The sequence below is a fragment of the Klebsiella sp. K-Nf6 genome, from assembly GCF_002806655.1.
Lineage (GTDB): Bacteria > Pseudomonadota > Gammaproteobacteria > Enterobacterales > Enterobacteriaceae > Klebsiella > Klebsiella variicola.
In genome coordinates this window covers 31,785-54,164 of record NZ_PIBN01000022.1, presented here as the reverse complement: position 1 = coordinate 54,164, position 22,380 = coordinate 31,785, and the positions used below count along the sequence as shown (strand labels likewise).

Genomic DNA, 22,380 nt, shown 5'->3' with positions numbered 1-22,380 from the left:
TGGGTTAATCCGTTATTTTACCTTTTTCCACGCGGAACATCTTCGAATTTTTGTCCGACATGTCCATAACGTGTTCAGCGCTGATCGCGCTGACGAAAACCTGCGACTGCGTCGCTTTCAGGCGGCTGGATAACAGACCGCGGCGGGCATCATCAAGTTCCGAGGCAAAATCATCTATCAGGTACAGGCAGCGCCGCCCGCTGACGCGGGTGAGGAACTCACCTTGCGCCAGACGCAGGGCGCACATCAGCAGCTTAAGCTGCCCGCGCGACAAGGTATCTTCCACCGGCGCCCCGTCGGCGCGAATACGGAAATCCGCTTTATGCGGGCCGTGGGCGGTGTAGGTTAACATTCTGTCGCGCTCGAAATTCCGCTCCAGCACCTCCGCGTAGTCGGTCTCTTTTTCCCAACCGCGCTGGAAAGAGAAGGTGAGCGTGAATTCTGGTAAAAATTGCTGACAAGTATCCGCCATGTCTTCGACGATAGCGGCGCTGTATTCGGCACGCCAGCGGCTGATTTGTTCCGCCAGCGGAATGAGTTCCAGATCCCATGGTCGCAGCTGGGCATAGCGGCTGACCTGACGCAGCGCGGCGTTGCGCTGCTTGACCAGGCGCTTCAGGTTGCTCCAGGCGGTGAAGAATCCGGCTTCGTTATGAAAACATCCCCAATCGAGGAATGCTCTTCTGTATTTGGGGCCGCCATTGAGTAAAGTAAACCCCTCCGGCGTAATCAGTTGCATCGGCATCAGGTGCGCCAGCTCCGCCACTTTGTGGCCGTCGGTGCCGTCGATGCGCACCTTGCTGTCGCCCTGTTTGTCTTTGGTCAGGCCGATGGCGGTTTCCCGCTCTTCGCCCTGCAGGCGGCCGTGCAGGACAAAAGCCTCCTGCTCGTGGCGGATCACCCGGCCAATTTGCAAACTACGAAACGCCCGGCCATGACCGAGCGTATAGATAGCTTCCAGCACGCTGGTTTTGCCGCTGCCGTTTGCGCCAACCAGGAAGTTAAAGCTGGGGGATAAAGCGAGATCCGCATTTTCAATATTGCGGAAATCTTTGATGAGCAAGCGCGTCAGTGACATATCAGCGTTCTTTGGGCCAGGGCGTTATCGGCGCAGCCAGTTTCAACGCGGACTGCGCGCAGACCCTGGAGCGTACACGAAGTACGTGACAGGGGCGAGCACAGCCCAGGTTGAAAATGGCAAGTAAGATAGCCCGATATTTTCCACTACAATCTCATAGGCATGACGACATAGGCTGCGGATTGCGAAGCCGCATCCTCAATCTGCACGCTCGACACCGAATCCGTCAGCAAAATGCGCACATTCTCGCACTTCAGCGCATTCAGCACATCCAGCACATAGCTAACGTTGAAGCCAATCTCCATCTCCGTTCCGGCGTAGGTCACATCCAGAATCTCTTCCGCCTCTTCCTGCTCCGGGTTATTGGCGGTGATTTTCAGCTGGTTTTCACTGACGTACAGCCGCACGCCGCGGAATTTCTCGTTCGAGAGGATTGCCGCGCGGGCGAAGGCCTGCTTGAGAATGTCACAGCCAGCATCGAGATGTTTATCCGGATTTTTCGGCAATACGCGGCGATAATCCGGGAAACGGCCATCAACTAGCTTCGACGTAAAGATAAAATCGCCCACGTGAGCGCGGATATTGTTGCTGCCAATCTGCACGCGCAGCGGGGTATCGCCGCCATCGAGCATCCGCATCAACTCAATCACCCCTTTACGCGGCACGATCACCGAATGGTTCGGCAGCGACGCTTCCAGCGGCATCGAACAGACCGCCAGGCGGTGACCATCGGTGGCCACCGTGCGCAGTTCGCTACCTTCGGTTTCAAACAGCATACCGTTTAAGTAGTAACGAACATCCTGGTGCGCCATCGAGAACTGAGTGGCTTCGATCAGACGCTTCATGGTCGCCTGCGGCAGGGTAAATTCCACTTCGCTCTGCCAGTCATCCAGATTCGGGAAGTCGGCAGCAGGCAGCGTCGACAGCGAGAAGCGGCTGCGGCCGGAACGCACCAGCATCCGATCGCCTTCCAGCTGAACCGCGATCTCCGCGCCTTCCGGCAGGCCGCGGCAGATATCAAAGAATTTACGCGCCGGAACGGTCGTTGCGCCCGCTTCGTGCGGCTGAACCAGCGCCACGCGCGCCACCATCTCCATTTCAAGATCGGTACCGGTCAGCGACAGTGCGCCGTCCGCGACCTGAAGCAGCAGGTTACCGAGAATGGGCAGCGTCGGACGACCACCTAACGGACCGCTCACCTGTTGCAGCGGTTTTAATAAATGTTCACGTTCTACGGTAAATTTCATAGCGTCACGAGGATAATGTTCTGATTAAATTGGAAAAATCTTCTTTAATGTCGTGGCTTTCTTCACGCAACTGCTCAATCTTACGGCAGGCGTGCAGCACGGTGGTATGGTCGCGGCCGCCAAACGCATCGCCGATTTCCGGCAGGCTGTGGTTGGTCAGCTCTTTGGCCAGCGCCATCGCCATCTGGCGAGGACGCGCCACCGAACGGGAGCGGCGCTTGGACAGCAGATCCGCTACCTTAATCTTGTAGTACTCCGCCACCGTCTTTTGAATATTGTCGATGGTGACCAGTTTTTCCTGCAGCGCCAGCAGATCGCGCAGCGCTTCGCGCACGAAATCGATGGTGATCGCCCGGCCGGTGAAGTTGGCGTTGGCGATAACGCGGTTCAGCGCCCCCTCCAGCTCACGCACGTTTGAGCGCAGGCGCTTGGCAATAAAGAACGCCACTTCGCCTGGCAGGCGAATGTCGTTTTCATCGGCTTTTTTCATCAGGATCGCGACGCGGGTTTCCAGCTCCGGCGGCTCGATCGCCACCGTCAGGCCCCAGCCGAAGCGGGATTTCAGACGATCTTCAACGCCATTGATCTCTTTTGGATAACGATCCGAGGTCAGGATGATCTGCTGATTACCTTCCAGCAGGGCATTGAAGGTGTGGAAAAACTCTTCCTGGGATCGTTCTTTATTGGCAAAGAACTGAATGTCATCGATCAGCAGGGCGTCAACGGAGCGGTAGTAGCGCTTAAACTCTTCGATGGCGTTGTTTTGCAGCGCTTTGACCATGTCCTGGACGAAACGCTCGGAGTGCATATAGACCACTTTCGCGTTCGGCTTACGCGCCACAATGCCGTTACCCACCGCGTGCAACAGGTGGGTTTTCCCCAGACCGGTACCGCCATAAAGGAACAGCGGGTTGTAGGCGCCGCCCGGGTTATCGGCCACCTGACGCGCCGCCGCGCGGGCCAGCTGGTTAGATTTACCTTCGACGAAGTTATCAAACGTGTGTTTCACGTTAACGTTAGAGCGGTAGGTCGGCTCCGCCGGTGCCGGAACATTATCCCAGCCAGGGCGCACGATCGTCGGCGCCACGCGCGCGGTCTGCACCTGCGCTGCCGGGATGGCCGCTGTGGCCGGGCTTACCGCTCCTTTCTGCAGCGAGCTGGCTGGCTTAGCACCCACCTCAAAACGCAGCTGCGGGGCATCAGCACCGCAAAAATCATTGAGGAGTCCATTGATATTATTGAGGTATTTGTCCCTTACCCAGTCGAGCACAAAACGGTTTGGCGCATACAGTGCCAGCGTGTTATCGCTCAGTTCCGCCTGCAATGGGCGGATCCACATGCTGAATTCTGTGGCTGGTAACTCATCCTGCAATCGGGCAAGACACTGCTGCCAAAGCGAAAGTGACACGGCGGACTCCACTCGAACATAAAATCGATATCAAAGAAAAACAGAAACAATCGTGATTGTTGGCACACGTCGACAAGACCCTGCATTAGCCGAAAAGCCCCTGCACTAAAGGGGTGACGTGCGAACCGCTATCTGCGGTTATTACCCGTTGCGGATCCGGGGATCGCGATCGGGACCGGGGATCATAGCCTAAACTGAGAAAGAGATCTTGTGTTTCTCAACAGATTCTTCCCGATTTATCCACAGGAAGGATCGAAACCGGGTAAGTGTAATCGATCCTGGGGAGAGTGAAGCACGATTTCCGCCGCATATTGGAAAAATTAATGAGCTATGCTGGTTTTGGGCGGAAACGATCTAACAAAGATCCTTCCGGATCCTTGCGCTTTACTGGCCAGGCCGTATAATCCCCCACCCGGCGCGTAATGCCCGTTTTCGTCACGCGTCTCAGCTTATTTTTTGTGCGACAAGGTGCGAGAAATAAGGAAAGAGAATTGACTCCGGAGTGTACAATTATTACAATCCGGCCTCTTTAATCACCCACGCTGAGGCGTAAGTCGTTCGAAGTTCGTTCGGGTCTACGCAAAAGTCAGTGAATTTATTCAAGTTTAGGTAGAAATCGCCATGAAACGCACTTTTCAACCGTCTGTACTGAAGCGCAACCGTTCTCACGGCTTCCGTGCTCGTATGGCTACTAAAAATGGTCGTCAGGTTCTGGCACGTCGTCGTGCTAAAGGCCGCGCTCGTCTGACCGTTTCCAAGTAATAAAGCTAACCCTGCGTGGTTAAGCTCGCATTTCCCAGGGAGTTACGTTTGTTAACTCCCAGTCATTTCACTTTCGTCTTCCAGCAGCCACAACGGGCTGGCACGCCGCAAATCACCATCCTCGGCCGCCTGAATTCGCTGGGGCATCCCCGCATCGGTCTTACGGTCGCCAAGAAAAACGTAAAACGCGCACATGAACGCAATCGGATTAAACGTCTGACGCGTGAAAGTTTTCGTTTGCGTCAACATGAACTCCCGCCAATGGATTTCGTGGTGGTGGCGAAAAGAGGGGTTGCCGACCTCGATAACCGTGCTCTCTCGGAAGCGTTGGAAAAATTATGGCGCCGCCATTGTCGCCTGGCTCGCGGGTCCTGATCGGCCTGATTAGAGTTTATCAGCGCCTGATTAGTCCGCTACTCGGGCCGCATTGTCGTTTCACCCCAACCTGTTCTCAATACGGAATTGAGGCCTTACGCAGGTTTGGTGTGATAAAAGGCAGTTGGTTGACAATGAAACGCGTATTAAAATGCCACCCTTTACACCCTGGTGGTGACGATCCCGTCCCGCCCGGACCATTTGATACCAGAGAACACTAACGATGGATTCGCAACGCAATCTTCTTATCATCGCTTTGTTGTTCGTGTCTTTCATGATCTGGCAAGCCTGGGAGCAGGACAAAAATCCGCAGCCCCAGCAGCAGACCACGCAGACTACGACCACAGCAGCGGGTAGCGCCGCCGACCAGGGCGTACCGGCCAGTGGCCAGGGGAAACTGATTACGGTTAAAACCGACGTGCTTGAGCTGACTATCAACACCAACGGTGGTGATATTGAGCAGGCGCTGCTTCTGGCGTATCCAAAAACGCTGAAGTCGACCGAACCGTTCCAGTTACTGGAAACCACGCCGCAGTTTGTCTACCAGGCGCAGAGCGGCTTAACCGGCCGTGATGGTCCGGATAACCCGGCGAATGGCCCGCGTCCGCTGTACAACGTCGATAAAGAGGCGTTTGTGCTGGCTGATGGCCAGGATGAAATCGTCATTCCGCTGACCTACACCGATAAAGCCGGCAACGTCTTCACCAAAACCTTCACCCTGAAACGTGGTGGCTATGCGGTGAACGTCGGTTATAGCGTGCAGAACGCCAGCGAGAAGCCTCTGGAAGTCTCGACCTTCGGTCAGTTGAAGCAGACCGCGGCGCTGCCGACCAGTCGCGATACGCAGACCGGCGGCCTGTCCACGATGCATACTTTCCGTGGCGCAGCGTTCTCCACCGCGGATTCGAAATACGAAAAATACAAATTCGATACCATTCTGGACAACGAAAACCTGAACGTCAGCACCAAAAACGGTTGGGTTGCCATGCTGCAGCAGTACTTCACCACCGCATGGGTGCCGCAGAATAATGGAACGAATAACTTCTACACCGCCAACCTCGGCAACGGCATTGTGGCTATTGGCTACAAATCGCAGCCGGTACTGGTGCAGCCTGGTCAAACCGACAAGCTGCAGAGCGTGCTGTGGGTCGGTCCGGCTATTCAGGACAAAATGGCTGCCGTTGCGCCGCACCTGGATCTGACCGTCGACTACGGCTGGCTGTGGTTCATCTCCCAACCGCTGTTCAAGCTGCTGAAATTCATCCACAGCTTCCTCGGCAACTGGGGCTTCTCGATCATCGTTATCACCTTTATCGTTCGTGGCATCATGTACCCGCTGACCAAAGCGCAGTACACCTCCATGGCGAAGATGCGTATGCTGCAGCCGAAGATTCAGGCCATGCGTGAGCGTCTGGGCGACGATAAACAACGTCAAAGCCAGGAGATGATGGCGCTGTATAAAGCGGAAAAAGTGAACCCACTGGGTGGCTGCTTCCCGCTGATTATTCAGATGCCGATCTTCCTTGCGCTGTACTACATGCTGAGCGCCTCGGTTGAACTGCGTCATGCGCCGTTTATCCTGTGGATCCACGACCTGTCTGCACAAGACCCGTACTACATCCTGCCGATCATCATGGGCGCGACCATGTTCTTCATCCAGAAGATGTCGCCGACCACCGTGACCGACCCGATGCAACAGAAGATCATGACCTTTATGCCGGTCATCTTCACGGTGTTCTTCCTGTGGTTCCCGTCTGGCCTGGTGGTGTACTACATCGTCAGCAACCTGGTCACCATTATTCAGCAGCAGCTGATTTATCGTGGTCTGGAGAAGCGTGGCCTGCATAGCCGCGAGAAGAAGAAATCCTGATACTCTTCATTCTTCAAGCCGCAGATGCGTTGGTTTCATTAGTTCGCCCCAGTCACTTACTACAGTAAGCTCCTGGGGCCTCACTAACTTGCCGCCTTTCTGCAACTTGAATTATTTCGAGTATCTACGGTAGCGTTAATGCCAGAGAAGGCGGTCAATGGACCGCCTTTTTTACATCTACATAGAGAGTCACCATGAGCCATAACGACACTATCGTCGCCCAGGCCACCCCTCCGGGACGCGGTGGGGTGGGCATCCTGCGTATCTCCGGCCTCAACGCGCGCGATGTCGCGCAGGCGGTGCTGGGCAAGCTGCCGAAGCCGCGTTATGCCGACTACCTGCCGTTCAACGACGTTGACGGTACGCCGCTGGATCAGGGGATTGCGCTGTGGTTCCCCGGGCCGAACTCCTTTACCGGGGAGGATGTGCTTGAGCTGCAGGGTCACGGCGGCCCGGTCATTCTCGATCTGCTGCTCAAACGTATTCTGACGTTGCCCGGCGTACGCATCGCCAGGCCGGGCGAGTTTTCCGAACGCGCGTTCCTCAACGACAAGCTCGACCTGGCGCAGGCAGAAGCCATCGCCGACCTCATCGACGCCAGTTCAGAACAGGCGGCGCGCTCGGCGTTGAACTCCTTGCAAGGGGCCTTCTCCGCGCGGGTTAACCACCTTGTGGAAGCGCTCACTCACCTGCGCATCTACGTGGAAGCGGCGATCGATTTCCCGGATGAAGAAATTGATTTCCTCTCCGACGGCAAAATTGAAGCCCAGCTGAACGGCGTGATGGCCGACCTCGACGCCGTCCGCGCGGAAGCTCGTCAGGGCAGTCTGCTGCGCGAAGGGATGAAAGTGGTGATCGCCGGGCGACCAAATGCCGGTAAATCGAGCCTGCTGAACGCCCTGGCGGGCCGCGAAGCGGCGATCGTCACCGACATTGCGGGCACCACCCGCGACGTGCTGCGCGAACATATCCATATCGACGGCATGCCGCTGCATATCATCGATACCGCGGGCCTGCGCGACGCCAGTGACGAAGTGGAGCGTATCGGCATCGAGCGCGCCTGGCAGGAGATTGAGCAGGCGGATCGGGTGCTGTTTATGGTCGACGGCACCACCACCAGCGCCGTTGACCCGGCGGAGATCTGGCCGGACTTTATCGAGCGCCTGCCCGCTAAACTGCCGATTACCGTGGTGCGCAATAAAGCCGACGTCACTGGCGAAACGCTGGGGCTCAGCGAAGTCAATGGCCACTCACTGATCCGACTGTCGGCACGTACCGGCGAAGGCGTGGAGGTGCTGCGTAACCATCTCAAGCAGAGTATGGGCTTCGATACCAGCATGGAAGGTGGCTTCCTCGCCCGCCGCCGTCACCTGCAGGCGCTGGAAGAGGCGGCGAACCATCTGCAGCAGGGCAAAGCCCAGCTGCTGGGCGCCTGGGCCGGGGAGCTGCTGGCGGAAGAGCTGCGCCTCGCGCAGCAGGCGCTGAGCGAGATCACCGGGGAGTTCACCTCCGACGACCTGTTGGGCCGCATCTTCTCCAGCTTCTGCATCGGCAAATAACGTTTAGTCCGTAAACGTTCACTCACCCGCATTAACGCCGCGTTAATGCGGGTTTTTTCTTGCCCTTTGCGGCGCAACGTTCTCTACTTTTATCTCCCCTTTTACCACGAGACTAAAGCATGACCGTTGAATATACCGTGATCGAGAAGGTGCCCTCCGCCGAAGCGTTTTGCCACCTGCGGGTGGCGGCGGGCATGTCGCCACGCCCCCTGGAAGGCGCCAGAGCCGGACTGCCGCATAGCTGTTACGGCGTACATATCCTCTGGCAGGAGACGCCGATCGCGATGGGACGCATCGTCGGCGACGGCGCGATTAATTTCGATATTGTCGACGTCGCCGTCGATCCGGCTCATCAGGGAAAAGGCCTGGGCCGGCTGGTGATGGAGAAGCTGGTCGCCTGGCTGGACGCTAACGCCTTTGACGGGGCCTATGTCACGCTGGTGGCGGATGTGCCGGAGCTGTATGCGAAGTTCGGCTTCGAAAGCGTCAGACCGGAGAGCGAAGGGATGGCCCGCGTCTGGCGAACCCGGAGTCGTTAGCTCGCATTTCCTGCCAGGAAAAGAGCGTTGTCCAAATGGCAACTCGTCTTGCGGCACGTTCCTCACTATGCTGAACGCCATTCACATCGCGAGGATCCCATGACACGCTTTCTTCTCTGCAGTTTCGCCCTGGTTCTGCTCTATCCTTCCGGCATCGATATGTATCTGGTCGGCCTGCCGCGTATTGCTCAGGACCTGGGAGCCAGCGAGGCACAATTACATATCGCCTTTTCGGTCTATCTGGCCGGTATGGCCTCCGCAATGCTGTTTGCTGGTCGCATCGCCGACCGGTCTGGACGTAAGCCTGTCGCCATTGTGGGCGCGGTGATCTTTGTTGTCGCCTCCCTGCTCTGCGCCCAGGCGCACACCAGCAGCCACTTCCTCGCCGGACGCTTTATCCAGGGGATCGGCGCCGGCAGCTGCTACGTGGTGGCTTTCGCTATCCTGCGCGATACGCTGGACGATCGTCGCCGCGCCAAGGTGCTGTCGTTGCTCAACGGCATTACCTGCATTATCCCCGTCCTGGCGCCGGTGCTTGGTCACCTGATTATGCTGAAATATCCGTGGCAGAGCCTGTTCTACACCATGACCGGCATGGGCGTCATGGTCGGTTTGCTGTCGGTCTTTATCCTGCGCGAGACGCGCCCGACGGCACACCCGCAGACTGCGACACCACAGCATGGCGGCAGTGAGTCGCTGCTGAACCGCTTTTTTCTCAGCCGCATTCTCATCACCACCCTCAGCGTGACGGCGATCCTGACCTACGTGAACGTCTCTCCGGTACTGATGATGGAAGAGATGGGGTTCGACCGGGGAACTTACTCAATGGCGATGGCCCTGATGGCGATGATCAGCATGGCAGTCTCCTTCTCGACGCCGTTCGCCCTGTCGCTGTTTAACCCCCGCACCTTAATGCTGACCTCGCAGGTGCTGTTTCTGGCGGCAGGCCTGGCGCTGAGCCTCGCCACCCGCCAGTCCGTCACCCTGATCGGACTGGGCATGATTTGCGCCGGCTTCTCCATTGGATTCGGCGTCGCGATGAGCCAGGCGCTGGGGCCCTTCACGCTGCGCGCGGGCGTCGCCAGCTCGGTTCTCGGCATCGCGCAGGTGTGCGGTTCATCGCTGTGGATTTGGCTCGCCGCCATCATCGGACTCAGCGCGATGAATATGCTGATCGGGATACTCATTGCCTGTAGCATAATGAGCCTTGTTTTATTACTGGTCGTCACCCCACCGCGGGTTGCGCAATACGATGAAGAAGCCGCTGTCGAGTCTTGATCTTAATTTACTCCTCTGCCTGCAGCTCCTGACCCAGGAGCTCAGCGTTACCCGTACGGCGAAACGGATGAACGTTTCGCCGTCAGCGGTGAGCAAGTCGCTGGCCAAACTGCGCGCCTGGTTTGACGACCCGCTGTTTGTGAAAACCCCTCTGGGTCTGGCGCCTACGCCGCTGGTCAGCAGCATGGAGCAGGATCTGGCGGACTGGATGCAGATGGGCAACCAGATCCTCGATAAACCGCACCACACCATGCCCAGCGGCCTCAAATTCGAGCTGGCGGCGGAAACGCCGCTGCTGATGATCCTGTTTAACACCCTCTCCCAACGCATCTATCAGCGCTATCCGCAGGCATTGATTCGTTTGCGCAACTGGGACTACGACTCCCTGGACGCCATTATTCGCGGCGAGGTGGATATCGGCTTCTGCGGGCGCGAAAGCCATCCGCAGTCGCGGGAGCAGCTGAGCCTGCTGCCGTGGTATATCGATTTTGATGTCCTGTTCACCGACCTGCCGCAGGTCTGGCTGCGCGCCGATCATCCGGCGCTCAGAGAGGAATGGGATCTGGCGGCATTCTTGCGCTATCCGCATATCACTATCTGCTGGGAACAGAGCGATACCTGGGCACTGGACGATGTGCTGCAGGAGCTGGGGTATAAGCGTAACGTGGCGCTGACCGTGCCGGGGTTTGAACAATCGCTCTTTATGGCCGCTCAGCCGCAGCACACCATGCTGGCCACCGCGCCGCGCTACTGCCAGCACTATAATCAGCAGCACCAGCTACCGCTGGTCTCTCGCCCGCTGCCGCTGGAACCTCAGCTTCTGGAAAAGCTCCGCGTCCCCTTCACCTTGCTATGGCATAAGCGCAACAGCTACAACCCCAAGCTCGTCTGGCTTAGAGATACGTTAAAAGAACTCTATTCCGGTACGCTGTAAGCCTTGTTTCGTGTCCATCGCACCTTATTGCGCAAGAATTTGTAAAATTCAAACAAATTCTCTTTTCAACGGGGCATTTCGGCATTAAAACCTGTTAATACCAGGCGATAATAACGCGCGCAATTTTTACCAGACCATTACTCACGGAGCGACGTATGGCAACGCATTTTGCACGAGGGATACTCAGTACCGGGGAGCCGCTATCGACACGTTTGTCGGCGGCCTGTCATCAATCCGCACGTCTACTCCCTGAATACCGCCAGGCTCGCTTTCGTGCTTCGCGTTCGCTGCTCGCCGAACTGCTGTTTATGCTATACGGCATCAGCGAGCTGCCTGAAATCGTCAACGCCGCCAATGGCAGACCGGTTTTTAGCGATCGTCATCTTCCCCACTTTTCTATCTCTTATACTGGCAATATTGTTGGCGTCGCGCTGACCACCGAGGGGGATTGTGGCCTCGACATGGAACTGCAGCGCACGGTGCGTGGACACGACGCTGACCGGCACAATTTCAGTAACAATGAAAATCTGTGGATTAACATTCAGCATGACCCGGATGAAGCGCGTAGCCAGCTGGTGGCGCTGCGGCGAAGCGTGTTGAAACTGACCGGTGAAGCATCAACGCAGCTGCTGCCGGGCTCTGGCCGCCTGCGCACCGCCGGTAGCCAGCCGATCGAAGCCGTCTGTGACGCCGAATCGCTGCTGGTGTGGTCGATTGCCGCCAGCCCAAATATCGGCTCACTGAAGGTCTGGGAATATGACGCTAAGGGGGGCGAATGGCATAGTCTGCCGGATGCTCAGCGGCGCGCACGCGAACCGTCGGCCCGCCTGATGCGCTTTACCAGCTTACCGATGGAAAAAACCTTATCCCTCAATTGACCGGTTTTGCCGGCATCATGATACAAAGGAGCAATCATGTCAGATACCTTAAAAGTGGTTACGTTACTCGGCAGCCTGCGCAAAGGGTCGTTTAATGGAATGGTCGCGCGCACTCTGCCCGGCATCGCGCCCGCGGGCATGGACATCTCCGCGCTGCCGTCGATCGGTGATATCCCGCTGTACGATGCTGATATTCAGGAGGAAGAGGGGTTCCCACAGAGCGTGCAGGATATTGCGCAAAAGATCCGCGAGGCGGATGGCGTGGTGATTGTCACTCCCGAGTATAACTATTCCGTGCCTGGCGGCCTGAAAAACGCTATCGACTGGCTGTCACGCCTGCCCGAGCAGCCGCTGTCCGGCAAACCAGTACTGATTCAGACCAGCTCAATGGGTGCCATCGGCGGCGCACGCTGCCAGTATCATCTGCGCCAGATTCTGGTCTTCCTCGATGCGATGGTGATGAATAAACCGGAATTTATGGGCGGTGTGATCCAGAACAAAGTGGATCCGCAGTCAGGTGAAGTAGTCGATCAGAGCACCCTCGACCATCTGCGCGGCCAGCTGACCGCCTTTGGCGACTATATTCAGCGGGTTAAAGCATAAAAAAAGCCCGGCAGCGATGCCGGGCTTTTTCATCATGCGTGCGGATTAATGTGCATCGATAAAGACAATCTTCAGCACAAACAGCAGCGAGACGATCACCACGCACGGGCTGAGCTCGCGCAGGCGGCCGGTTCCGATCTTCATCACGCAGTAAGAGATAAAGCCTAAGGCGATACCTTCGGTGATCGAGAAGCTAAACGGCATCATCACCGCGGTGATAAACGCCGGTACCGCTTCCGTCAGGTCATCCCACTTCACGCGCGCCAGGCTGGAGGTCATCAGCACGCCAACGTAAATCAGCGCGCCGGCGGCCGCATAGGCTGGAACCATCCCCGCCAGCGGAGACAGGAAGATAACCAGCAGGAACAGGATCCCAACGACAACGGCGGTCAGGCCGGTGCGCCCGCCCACGGAAACGCCGGAGGAGGATTCGATATAGGCCGTCACCGACGAAGTACCGATGAAGGAACCCGCCACCGACGAGACGCTGTCGACAAACAGCGCTTGCTTCATGCGCGGGAATTTACCCTGTGCATCAGCCAGACCCGCTTTATCGGTAACGCCAATCAGCGTCCCGGAGGAGTCAAACAGGTTGACCAGCATAAACGAGAAGATCACGCCGGCCAGGCCCAGGTTCAGGGAGCCCGCCAGATCGACATGACCAATCACCGACGTCACGCTCGGCGGCGCGGAGACGATGCCGGTGTAGTGCACATCGCCCAGCATCCAGCCCAGCAGGGTGGTGACCACAATAGACACCAGGACCGCGGCATGAATGTTACGTGATGCCAGAATTGCGATGATAAAGAAGCCCAGTATGCCCAGCAGCACACTGTGGGAGGTCAGATGACCAATGCTGACCAGCGTTTCCGGATTAGCGACGATAACCCCGGCATTTTTCAGACCCATCATGCCGATAAACAGGCCGATACCGCTGGTGATACCGACGCGCAGGCTCACCGGAATATTGGCGATCATCCAGTAGCGTACACGGAAAATCGTCAGCAGCAGCAGACCGACGGCGCCCCAGAAAATCGCGCCCATGCCTACCTGCCACGGCAGGCCCATCGCCTGTACCACCACAAAGGCGAAGAAGGCGTTCAGACCCATCGCCGGCGCAAGAGCCACCGGCAGGTTCGCGAACAGACCCATCAGGATACTGCCGAACGCAGCAATCAGACAGGTAGTCACAAACACGGCGCTGGTATCCATGCCCGCTACGCCAAGAATTTGTGGGTTAACAAAAACGATATACACCATCGTCAGGAACGTGGTGAAACCGGCGATCGCTTCCGTACGCACTGTGGTGCCGTGCTCGCGCAGCTTAAATACGCGCTCCAGCAGACCCTGGCCAGAAGACTGGCTGGTTTGTTGTTGACTCATTATCGGTTTCCGAACGTAAAGGAGGGAAAATTCGAGGCTATCCTATACCAAAACAGGGCACCCGGCGCAGTTGTATGGTAATTTTTTTCATTTATTTTGCTTATACGGCAACGATTGCGTCGCGGCATTGGGCATGACGAAAACGTTAAACTTGTTAATACGGAAAGACTATGACTCAACCAGAAGCAGTATTTTTTGACTGTGACGGCACACTGGTCGACAGTGAGGTGATTTGCTCCCGCGCCTACGTTCACATGTTCCAGGAATTCGGCATTACGCTGGACCTTGCCGAGATTTTTAAGCGCTTCAAAGGGGTGAAGCTGTACGAAATTATCGACACTATCAACGCTGAGCATGGCGTTAACCTGCAAAAAGCGACGCTGGAGCCCATTTACCGTGCGGAGGTCGCTCGCCTGTTTGATAGCGAACTGGAGGTGATTGCCGGAGCCCAGGCGCTGCTGGATGCGGTAAGCGTCCCGATGTGCGTGGTTTCCAATGGCCCGGTCAGTAAAATGCAGCACTCTCTTGGCCGCACCGGCCTGCTGCACCATTTCGCTGACCGCTTGTACAGCGGCTACGATATTCAGCGCTGGAAGCCTGACCCGGCGCTGATGTTTCATGCGGCAGAGGCCATGCAGGTAAAAGCCGAAAACTGTATCCTGGTGGATGACTCCAGCGCCGGTGCTCAGTCGGGGATTGCCGCCGGTATGGAGGTGTTTTATTTCTGCGCCGATCCGCACAACCAGCCGATCGATCATCCCAAAGTGACCACCTTTACCGATCTGGCAGAGCTGCCGGCATTGTGGCAAGCGCGCGGCTGGGATATCACGCGTTAAGGGCCTGGTGAGCGGCACATTGGCATCGATGTAGCCCCGCTAAGCGTCTGCGCAAGCGGGGAATAGAACCAGCGACTGGTTATGGCTGCAATTCAGTGACTGCCGCCTTATCGGCAATAATCACCAGTGAAGGGTGTAATTTGAGCACCGACGCCGGCACCTGCTCGCTGACCGGGCCTTCAACCACCTGCTTAAGGACTTGCGCCTTCGCCGCGCCGCTCACGATCAACAGCAGATTTTTTGCCGCCATCACGCTTCTCGGCCCCATGGTGACATAGCTATCGGGCACGACGGAAAAATCCCCACCCATCTCGCCGTTAGCGACAATATCAATCATTTCCCCATGAATCGGCACTTCAACCGTCTGATCATGAAAGCGGGTGGTATTCGGCAGGTTGCCGCAAAAATGGCCGTCGGCCCCCAGCCCCAGCACCATCAGGTCAAGGCCACCAGCCTCTTCCAGCTGGCGATCGTGCTGAGCGGCGTTGTCCAGCGTCAGCTTGTGAATATTCTCTTCTTTGATCTGCGCCGGGGTAAAAAACAGCTGGCGCAGATTAGATATCGTGACGCCTTCTCGCGACTGGCCGCGAAAGGGTATCTCATCGAAGTTGTAATAGTGCACCCGATCATAGAATGCTTTGCCTTTCACGGCGGCGGTTAGATGCTCATACATCCGCTTTGGCGTGCTGCCGGCCGTCACGGCGAGATTCACCCGCCGCGGCGCCGTGATATAGCCCAGAACATGATGGCTGGCGACCAGGCTCATCTCTTCATAATCTTCAGTCACAATCATTTTCATCTTGTCGTCCTTCACAAGCACAAAACGGGGGCTGAAGGCCCCCTAACGGTTATTTAAACAGTTTCTGCACAAACTCGGCGTAGGCCGGGCGCCAGACGTCCATTTCATGGTTCAGGCCGGGATACGAGTGATAGTCGAAGTTGATCTTCTGTTTTTCCAGCTCGCTTTTCAGACCAGCGATGTCTTTACCGGTTACGGAATCTTTTTCCCCGACGACCACGGTAAAGTTACGCAGTTGCTTATTGATCGCGTCAGGATGCTTCAGCTGCGCTTCCACGCCGGCATTCGGCACCGTGGTGGTCGTGACACCGCTAAAGGTGGCAAGCCAGCCAAAACTATCCAGATGGTTCATTCCGGAAACCAGCGCCTGATAACCGCCCTGTGACAGGCCAGCCAGCGCCCGGCCATCGGCATCTTTACGCGCGTTAAACCGGGTATCGATCAGCGGAATAATATCCTGCATCAACTCGTTATCCGCCGCCTGTGCATTGAGCGGATAGAAGTTTTTGCGCCGCTCCTGCGGCGGGAAGTTTTCCGCGACCGCTTCCGGGGTGTCGGTTTCGGTATCCGGGACCACCACCAGCATCGGCTTGATTTTGCCCTCCGCCAGCAGGTTATCCATGATCTGCGGGATACGCCCCTGATCGATGGCCGACAGACCGCTGTCGCCAAAGCCATGATAGAAATAGAGCACTGGCAGCGGATCGCCGGTTCCGCTATAGCCCGGCGGCGTCCAGACATAGAGACGACGTTCGGCGTTCAGTGCCTTCGAGTGATAAGTGAGGGTGCGCAGATCGCCATGCGCGACCGCCCGATCGTCGAGAATACTACCAGGTACCAGAATCAAGCTGGTATTCACCTGGCGCTGCGGCTTCTGATAGCGACTGCCGGTATCCACCGAGCGGAAGCCATCCACATCGAAATAGTATTCATAGAGATTGGGTTTCATCGGCTCACTTTTCCATGTCCACACCCCCTGAGCCTCTTTGGTCATGTCGTGTGAGACAAAGGAGTCCGGCGTGGCGCCGGTCACTACCGAGACCCGCCGGGCATCGGGAGCAAACAGGCGATAAGTGATACTCTTATCCGCGTTAACCTGGGTAATAAAGTGGCTCACCGGCAGGGTGGGATCCGGCATCGCGGGTAATGGCGCCGCCTGGAGGGTAAACGCCGCGCCCGCCAGCGCCAGTGCGAAATAAATTGCATGTCGTTTCATCGTTATTCCTCTTCCGTTGTGTCCGTTCTGTTATCGTCTTACCATCAGATTTCCGCCTGCGCCCCCACGGCAAACTGATCGTTTTTACCGTCTTCAAAAATGCTGGTGGTATTATTCGCTGCCTTATCCAGGTCGATATCCTTCGCTTTAATATAGGTGGCATAGAAGCGAATTTCCGGGCGCGAGGTCAGCATACTGGTATTGACTTTGAAGGTATGGAACAGCGTGGTCTTGTAGCCGGACTCGTTATATTTCTTGCCGGTAACATCTTTGTTTTGCTGTTTGAAGTATCCCAGCTCGACGCCGGTCTGGTTATATTTATCCCAGATATAAGCCGGTCGCAGGACCGTGCGAATGGATTCAAAATCGGAGTGGGCCCCGGTCTCGTAGCTATAGACGTCGTTACCAAAGGAGTAGACGATGGCATTCGCCATAATAATGTCATCGCGTAAATAGGTTTCTCCCTGCGAGGTTAAGCGCACCGCGGTGCCATTGGTATGATCGCCATAATAGCGGCCGTTAAAAGTGGTATAGGGGCTGGATCCGGCATAGCGCGAGAAGCTGCTGGCAATAGAATTATTCGCCAGTAAGAAAGAGAATTCGTTAAAGCCGCCGTTAGCCCATTTCTGCGTTAACGAGGTGCCTGCCATCCAGGTATCTTTCCACGGATAATAACCTTCATTGCCCTCTTTATATTTCTCCGAGGAACTTTGGTTGGCAGCGACATAGCGCCCGCTGACCATCAGGCTGGCTTTATCCCACAGCGGAATCGCTTTGTAGCGGACGTCCAGGGTGTTGGTGTTAATTTGCTGCTTATTGCTCAAAGAACGGTCGTAATCATCGACATCTTCTCGGACCAATGCGATATCGAATTTCCCGGCGCCCACCTGCCAGTTTTCCAGCCCCACGCCGGCCGCCGCATCGGTTCTCTGCGTTTTCCAGTCCAGCATCTGGATTTCGATTTTTGGCGCCCCGTGTTTGCCGACCCAGAAATCGGCTTCCGGGGCAAACGGCAGGAACCCTTTGGTGTTAACGTACATATCCGAGAACTGGATGTAGTTTTCGCCGCCAGCGTTGTCACCAAACCAGCCAGCGGAATACTGCTGGCCGACGTTACCGTCGAGCATCACGATGGCATCAACGCGTTTATCGCCTTCCTGAAACACCCGCTGCTTCAGCTGCAGATCGAACCAGCCGGAATATTCATTGCCCAGGCGGCCAAGCGAACCGATCGCCCACGATTTTGGCGAGCCGTGCGAGGCGGTGCCCCAGCCGGAACGGAAGTAGCCGTTATAGCTGAAGCCAATTTCATCTTTCACGAACGTGCTAAAATCTTTCAGCGTCATCGCGCTATAGGCTGGCGCGCCGTCCGTGGCTGGTTGTTGATTTTTGACCAGCACCGCGTCCGGTTTCACCGCTGTTTTCGGCCCGGCGGTCGCCACCCCGGTCTTGCGCTTCTGACCTTCTGCTGGCGGAGACCATGAGGCCCAAATCTGGTCTCTTTTTCTCTCCTGGTCCTGATATTTTTTGAGTTCTTTTTGCGTGTCTTTGAGCGCTTTTTCCAGCAGCTCAAGCCGTTGCTCCACCGTCAACGGGCTCGCTATCAGAGTGGTGGAATAACAAAGCGGTGCCAGCAATACCATCGCCGGAGCGATCCTGGTTTTTCTCATCATAATATTCCCTTATATAAGTATTGGCGTAAATAAAACACGACAGCAACAAGCATCCCGCGCAGGTTCGAATAGCCGTATCCATACCGTTTGAGGTCGCGGCGGCTGTTATTTTTGCGGTTAGACAAAAGCAAAAAAAAACCTGAAGAAGACCATCTGCCTTAACAGATAATCCTCTTCAGGTTTTGCCCGCGCATCGCGGTAGCAACCCTCATTCAGCCATTATTGGCCCGCATAAAACAAAAAAACCTGATACCGCCGCCGTAGGGGCAATATCAGGTTTTGCCTGCTGTCGCAGTCACAATCCGTTTAAACCACCCTGAGCGTTAAAGCTCAGAAGTGAACGCTGATTGTTACGCGATAAAATGAAGAACTCAAATGGGCAGCCTGTTAATTGTGACGATAATCTCAGCAATCTCGCTGCCGCGGGAAAAATTATATCTAATCCTGATAAATCCATTTACCAGAATTAGACAGAATGATTATTACTCTTTCGGATCTTTGCCGGCGAGCAGTTTATCCAGCTCATCGCCGCCAACGTGACGGAAATCCTGACCTTTGACGAAGTAGAAAATATATTCGCAGATATTCTGGCAGCGGTCGCCGATGCGCTCGATCGAACGCGCGCAGAACAGCGCGGTCAGGACGCTCGGGATAGTGCGCGAGTCTTCCATCATGTAGGTCATCAGCTGGCGCACGATGCCTTCATACTCCTGGTCGACTTTCTTATCTTCGCGATAAATACGTACCGCTTCGTCGAGATCCATACGCGCAAACGCATCCAGCACGTCATGCAGCATCTGCACCGTGTGACGGCCCAGCGATTCGAGGCTCACCAGCAGCGGCTGATGCTGCTGGGAAAACTTCTCCAGCGCGGTGCGGCAGATTTTATCCGCCACGTCGCCGATGCGTTCCAGCTCAGCGATAGTCTTGATGATCGCCATCACCAGGCGCAGGTCGCTGGCGGTCGGCTGGCGCTTGGCGATGATGCGCACGCAGGCCTCGTCGATCGCCACTTCCATCATGTTGACCTGCTTGTCGCCGTCGATGACGCGTTTCGCCAGATCGCTGTCCTGATTATGCATCGCGGTGATCGCATCAGAAAGCTGCTGCTCCACCAGCCCACCCATGGTCATCACCTGGGTGCGGATGTACTCCAGTTCAGCGTTGAACTGGCCGGATATATGTTTGTTAAGATTTAGGTTGTCCATGGTGTCTCCTGATTGCCCAACTGGTGAGAGCCTGAAAGCACAAGGGCAAATCAACCGTAGCGGCCAGTAATATAATCTTCAGTTTGTTTCTTCGCGGGCTTGGTGAACAGGTCGTCCGTGTTGCTGAACTCAATCAGCTCGCCAAGATACATAAATGCCGTATGGTCGGAGCAACGCGCAGCCTGCTGCATGTTGTGAGTCACGATAACGACGGTGTAGTCCTGTTTCAGCTCGGTGATCAGCTCTTCGATACGCCCGGTGGAGATCGGGTCCAGCGCGGAGCACGGCTCATCAAGCAGCAGGACTTCCGGACGGATCGCGATACCGCGCGCGATGCACAGGCGCTGTTGCTGGCCACCGGAGAGAGAATACCCGCTCTGGTGCAGTTTATCTTTGGTTTCGTTCCATAATGCGGCTTTGGTCAGCGCCCACTGCACGCGCTCGTCCATATCGGCACGGGACAGCTTTTCAAACAGGCGCACGCCGAAGGCGATATTGTCATAAATGGACATCGGGAACGGCGTCGGTTTCTGGAATACCATGCCAACCTTGGCGCGCAGCAGGGCGATATCCTGGGTGTTGGTCAGAATATTATCGCCATCCAGCAGGATCTCGCCTTCCGCGCGCTGCTCCGGATACAGTTCAAACATTTTGTTGAACGTGCGCAGCAGGGTGGATTTACCACAGCCTGACGGACCGATAAACGCCGTCACCTGGTTTTTGGTGATATCCAGGTTGATGTTCTTCAGGGCATGGAATTTGCCGTAGTAGAAGTTCAGGTTACGAACTGAAATCTTACCCGGAGCTGTATTCACCATACTCATCTCAATCTCTTCCTCATTCAGCGCAGCAGCCGCTGCGCCGCAAAAAATTAACCGTGTTTCTTCTTGGCGAAGATAACGCGCGCCAGGATGTTCAGCAGCAAGACGCACAGGGTGATAATCAATACCCCGGCCCATGCCAGTTGCTGCCACTCCGCAAACGGACTCATGGCAAATTTGAAAATGGTCACCGGCAGGTTGGCAATCGGCTGCATCATGTCGGTGCTCCAGAACTGGTTGGAGAGCGCGGTGAACAGCAGGGGAGCCGTTTCCCCGGCAATACGAGCGATTGCCAGCAGGATCCCGGTCATAATCCCCGAGACGGACGCTTTCAGGGTAATCGCCGAGATCATCTTCCACTTCGGCGTCCCCAGCGCATAGGCCGCTTCACGCAGGCTATCCGGCACCAGCTTCAGCATATTTTCGGTGGTACGAATAACGATAGGCACCTGCAGCAGCGCCAGCGCGATAACGCCCGCCCAGCCCGAGAAGTGTTGCATCTGCGCCACCACGATGGTGTAGACGAACAGGCCGACCACGATAGACGGCGCGGAAAGCAGAATATCGTTGATAAAACGGATGATTTCCGCCAGTACCGACTTGCGGCCGTACTCCGCCAGATAGATACCCGCCATGATCCCCAGCGGCGTACCAAAGACGGTCGCCCACAGGATCAGCAGGCCGCTGCCGGCGAGGGCGTTGGCCAGGCCACCGCCTGCCGTGTTCGGCGGCGGCGTCATTTCGGTGAACAGCGCCAGACTCATGCCATCGAAACCGCGGGTTATCGTCGCCATCAGGATCCAGATAAGCCAGAACAAACCAAACGCCATGGTCGCTATGGACAGCGCCAGAGCGATACGGTTCTTCATGCGGCGTTTGGCCTGCATCTTGCGACGGGACTCCGCCAGCTCGGTAGTGGTTTGCAATTCAATGGTCGCCATTAGCGTGCCCCCTCATTCTTCGCGAGGCGCATAATCATGAACTTAGACGCGGCCAGAACGATAAAGGTGATAACGAACAGGATCAGGCCCAGCTCCATCAGCGCCGCCACGTGCAGTCCGGTTTCCGCTTCGGCGAACTCATTAGCCAGCGCGGAAGTAATGCTGTTCCCTGGCATATACAACGAGATGCTGTCGAGCTGGTAGGTGTTGCCGATGATAAAAGTGACCGCCATGGTTTCACCCAGCGCGCGGCCCAGACCGAGCATCACCCCGCCGATCACCCCATTCTTGGTGAACGGTAAGACAATGCGCCAGATAACTTCCCAGGTGGTGCAGCCGATGCCATAGGCCGACTCTTTCATCATCACCGGCGTCTGTTCGAAAACATCACGCATGACCGCGGCGATATAAGGGATGATCATGATGGCCAGAATGATGCCAGCGGCCAGGATACCGATACCAAACGCCGGACCGGCAAACAGCGCACCGACGAACGGGATCGTTGACAGGACGTTGCCGACCGGCTCCTGGAAGTAAGTCGCAAACAGCGGGGCGAAAATAAACAGGCCCCACATGCCGTATACGATACTCGGGATTGCCGCCAGCAGCTCAATCGCAATACCCAGCGGGCGCTTGAGCCAGGCCGGGGAAAGTTCGGTCAGAAACAGCGCGATGCCAAAACTCACCGGGACGGCAATCAGCAGCGCGATAAAGGAGGTGACCAGGGTTCCGTAAATCGGTACCAGCGCGCCGAAGATTTCGTTTGGCGCATCCCACTCCTTGGTCCACAAAAAGGCAAAGCCAAACTTTTGAATGCTCGGCCAGGAAGAGATGATCAGGGAAACGATGATGCCGCCCAGCATCAACAGGACAATCAGCGCAGCCAGTTTTACCAGCGCACTGAAAATCATGTCACCCTTTTTCCCCGGAGGGGTAAATGCAGGCTTGGTTGCAGCCATAGATTACTCTTTA

22 protein-coding genes are annotated in these 22,380 nt (G+C 56.3%); 11 read left to right on the top strand and 11 right to left on the bottom strand.

Annotated features, from left to right (window positions below; genetic code table 11):
* Positions 1–4: 4 nt before the first annotated feature.
* The 3 genes from recF to dnaA form a co-directional block, all read right to left on the bottom strand.
* The gene (gene recF, locus CWM61_RS25805) at positions 5–1,078 is read right to left on the bottom strand and encodes a DNA replication/repair protein RecF (protein WP_074385299.1); all 1,074 of its coding nucleotides are present in this window, start codon (positions 1,076–1,078) and stop codon (positions 5–7) included.
* 146 nt (positions 1,079–1,224) lie between these two features.
* The gene (gene dnaN / locus CWM61_RS25800) at positions 1,225–2,325 is read right to left on the bottom strand and encodes a DNA polymerase III subunit beta (protein WP_008806743.1); all 1,101 of its coding nucleotides are present in this window, start codon (positions 2,323–2,325) and stop codon (positions 1,225–1,227) included.
* 4 nt (positions 2,326–2,329) lie between these two features.
* Positions 2,330–3,733, bottom strand: coding sequence for a chromosomal replication initiator protein DnaA (gene dnaA / locus CWM61_RS25795; RefSeq protein WP_061156307.1), 1,404 nt, complete (start codon positions 3,731–3,733; stop codon positions 2,330–2,332).
* Between the two features lie 621 nt (positions 3,734–4,354).
* Here dnaA and rpmH point away from each other — a divergent pair.
* The 10 genes from rpmH (at position 4,355) to CWM61_RS25740 (ending at position 12,531) form a co-directional block, all read left to right on the top strand.
* Positions 4,355–4,495, top strand: coding sequence for a 50S ribosomal protein L34 (gene rpmH / locus CWM61_RS25790; RefSeq protein WP_000831330.1), 141 nt, complete (start codon positions 4,355–4,357; stop codon positions 4,493–4,495).
* Positions 4,496–4,510: 15 nt separating this feature from the next.
* The gene (rnpA, locus tag CWM61_RS25785) at positions 4,511–4,870 is read left to right on the top strand and encodes a ribonuclease P protein component (protein WP_004151535.1); all 360 of its coding nucleotides are present in this window, start codon (positions 4,511–4,513) and stop codon (positions 4,868–4,870) included.
* Positions 4,834–5,091, top strand: coding sequence for a membrane protein insertion efficiency factor YidD (gene yidD, locus CWM61_RS25780; protein ID WP_004151536.1), 258 nt, complete (start codon positions 4,834–4,836; stop codon positions 5,089–5,091). The genes rnpA and yidD overlap by 37 nt, the downstream gene beginning before the upstream one ends.
* A 2-nt stretch (positions 5,092–5,093) precedes the next feature.
* Positions 5,094–6,740 (top strand): membrane protein insertase YidC, encoded by a 1,647-nt coding sequence (gene yidC, locus CWM61_RS25775; RefSeq protein ID WP_061156305.1) that lies wholly within the window; start codon positions 5,094–5,096, stop codon positions 6,738–6,740.
* A 194-nt stretch (positions 6,741–6,934) separates the two neighbouring features.
* The gene (gene mnmE, locus CWM61_RS25765) at positions 6,935–8,299 is read left to right on the top strand and encodes a tRNA uridine-5-carboxymethylaminomethyl(34) synthesis GTPase MnmE (RefSeq protein ID WP_100632164.1); all 1,365 of its coding nucleotides are present in this window, start codon (positions 6,935–6,937) and stop codon (positions 8,297–8,299) included.
* Positions 8,300–8,418: 119 nt separating this feature from the next.
* Positions 8,419–8,838 carry a GNAT family N-acetyltransferase gene (locus tag CWM61_RS25760; protein WP_004151539.1) on the top strand — a complete coding sequence of 140 codons (420 nt, stop codon included), beginning with the start codon at positions 8,419–8,421 and terminating at the stop codon, positions 8,836–8,838.
* Positions 8,839–8,937: 99 nt separating this feature from the next.
* The gene (locus tag CWM61_RS25755; RefSeq protein WP_074385297.1) at positions 8,938–10,116 is read left to right on the top strand and encodes an MFS transporter; all 1,179 of its coding nucleotides are present in this window, start codon (positions 8,938–8,940) and stop codon (positions 10,114–10,116) included.
* The gene (gene yidZ / locus CWM61_RS25750; RefSeq protein WP_061156302.1) at positions 10,091–11,050 is read left to right on the top strand and encodes an HTH-type transcriptional regulator YidZ; all 960 of its coding nucleotides are present in this window, start codon (positions 10,091–10,093) and stop codon (positions 11,048–11,050) included. Before CWM61_RS25755 ends, yidZ begins: the two co-directional genes overlap by 26 nt.
* Positions 11,051–11,358: 308 nt before the next feature.
* Entirely contained in the window at positions 11,359–11,928 is a 570-nt protein-coding gene (locus tag CWM61_RS25745) for a 4'-phosphopantetheinyl transferase family protein (protein ID WP_165784261.1), read from the top strand.
* 36 nt (positions 11,929–11,964) lie between these two features.
* Entirely contained in the window at positions 11,965–12,531 is a 567-nt protein-coding gene (locus tag CWM61_RS25740; RefSeq protein ID WP_100632162.1) for an NADPH-dependent FMN reductase, read from the top strand.
* A 45-nt stretch (positions 12,532–12,576) separates the two neighbouring features.
* Here the strand turns inward: CWM61_RS25740 and CWM61_RS25735 are convergent, their stop codons facing one another.
* Positions 12,577–13,914 (bottom strand): NCS2 family permease, encoded by a 1,338-nt coding sequence (locus CWM61_RS25735; protein WP_074385295.1) that lies wholly within the window; start codon positions 13,912–13,914, stop codon positions 12,577–12,579.
* A gap of 170 nt (positions 13,915–14,084) precedes the next feature.
* Between CWM61_RS25735 and yieH the strand changes: the two genes are divergently transcribed.
* A complete protein-coding gene (gene yieH, locus CWM61_RS25725; RefSeq protein WP_008806734.1) occupies positions 14,085–14,750 on the top strand; it encodes a 6-phosphogluconate phosphatase in 666 nt (221 codons plus the stop codon).
* Between the two features lie 79 nt (positions 14,751–14,829).
* On the opposite strand, the gene CWM61_RS25720 is transcribed toward yieH, so the two are convergent.
* The 7 genes from CWM61_RS25720 to pstC form a co-directional block, all read right to left on the bottom strand.
* A complete protein-coding gene (locus CWM61_RS25720; RefSeq protein WP_074385293.1) occupies positions 14,830–15,549 on the bottom strand; it encodes a glucosamine-6-phosphate deaminase in 720 nt (239 codons plus the stop codon).
* 49 nt (positions 15,550–15,598) lie between these two features.
* On the bottom strand, positions 15,599–16,765 hold the full coding sequence (locus CWM61_RS25715; RefSeq protein ID WP_074385292.1) for an alpha/beta hydrolase-fold protein: 1,167 nt from the start codon (positions 16,763–16,765) through the stop codon (positions 15,599–15,601).
* 44 nt (positions 16,766–16,809) lie between these two features.
* Entirely contained in the window at positions 16,810–18,438 is a 1,629-nt protein-coding gene (locus CWM61_RS25710; RefSeq protein WP_100632161.1) for a carbohydrate porin, read from the bottom strand.
* Positions 18,439–18,920: 482 nt separating this feature from the next.
* Positions 18,921–19,646, bottom strand: coding sequence for a phosphate signaling complex protein PhoU (gene phoU / locus CWM61_RS25700; protein ID WP_004145007.1), 726 nt, complete (start codon positions 19,644–19,646; stop codon positions 18,921–18,923).
* A 50-nt stretch (positions 19,647–19,696) separates the two neighbouring features.
* Positions 19,697–20,470, bottom strand: coding sequence for a phosphate ABC transporter ATP-binding protein PstB (pstB, locus tag CWM61_RS25695; protein WP_004145006.1), 774 nt, complete (start codon positions 20,468–20,470; stop codon positions 19,697–19,699).
* Positions 20,471–20,517: 47 nt separating this feature from the next.
* Positions 20,518–21,408, bottom strand: coding sequence for a phosphate ABC transporter permease PstA (gene pstA, locus CWM61_RS25690; protein WP_061156294.1), 891 nt, complete (start codon positions 21,406–21,408; stop codon positions 20,518–20,520).
* Positions 21,408–22,367 (bottom strand): phosphate ABC transporter permease PstC, encoded by a 960-nt coding sequence (gene pstC, locus CWM61_RS25685; RefSeq protein ID WP_061156293.1) that lies wholly within the window; start codon positions 22,365–22,367, stop codon positions 21,408–21,410. The genes pstA and pstC overlap by 1 nt, the downstream gene beginning before the upstream one ends.
* Positions 22,368–22,380: the final 13 nt, after the last annotated feature.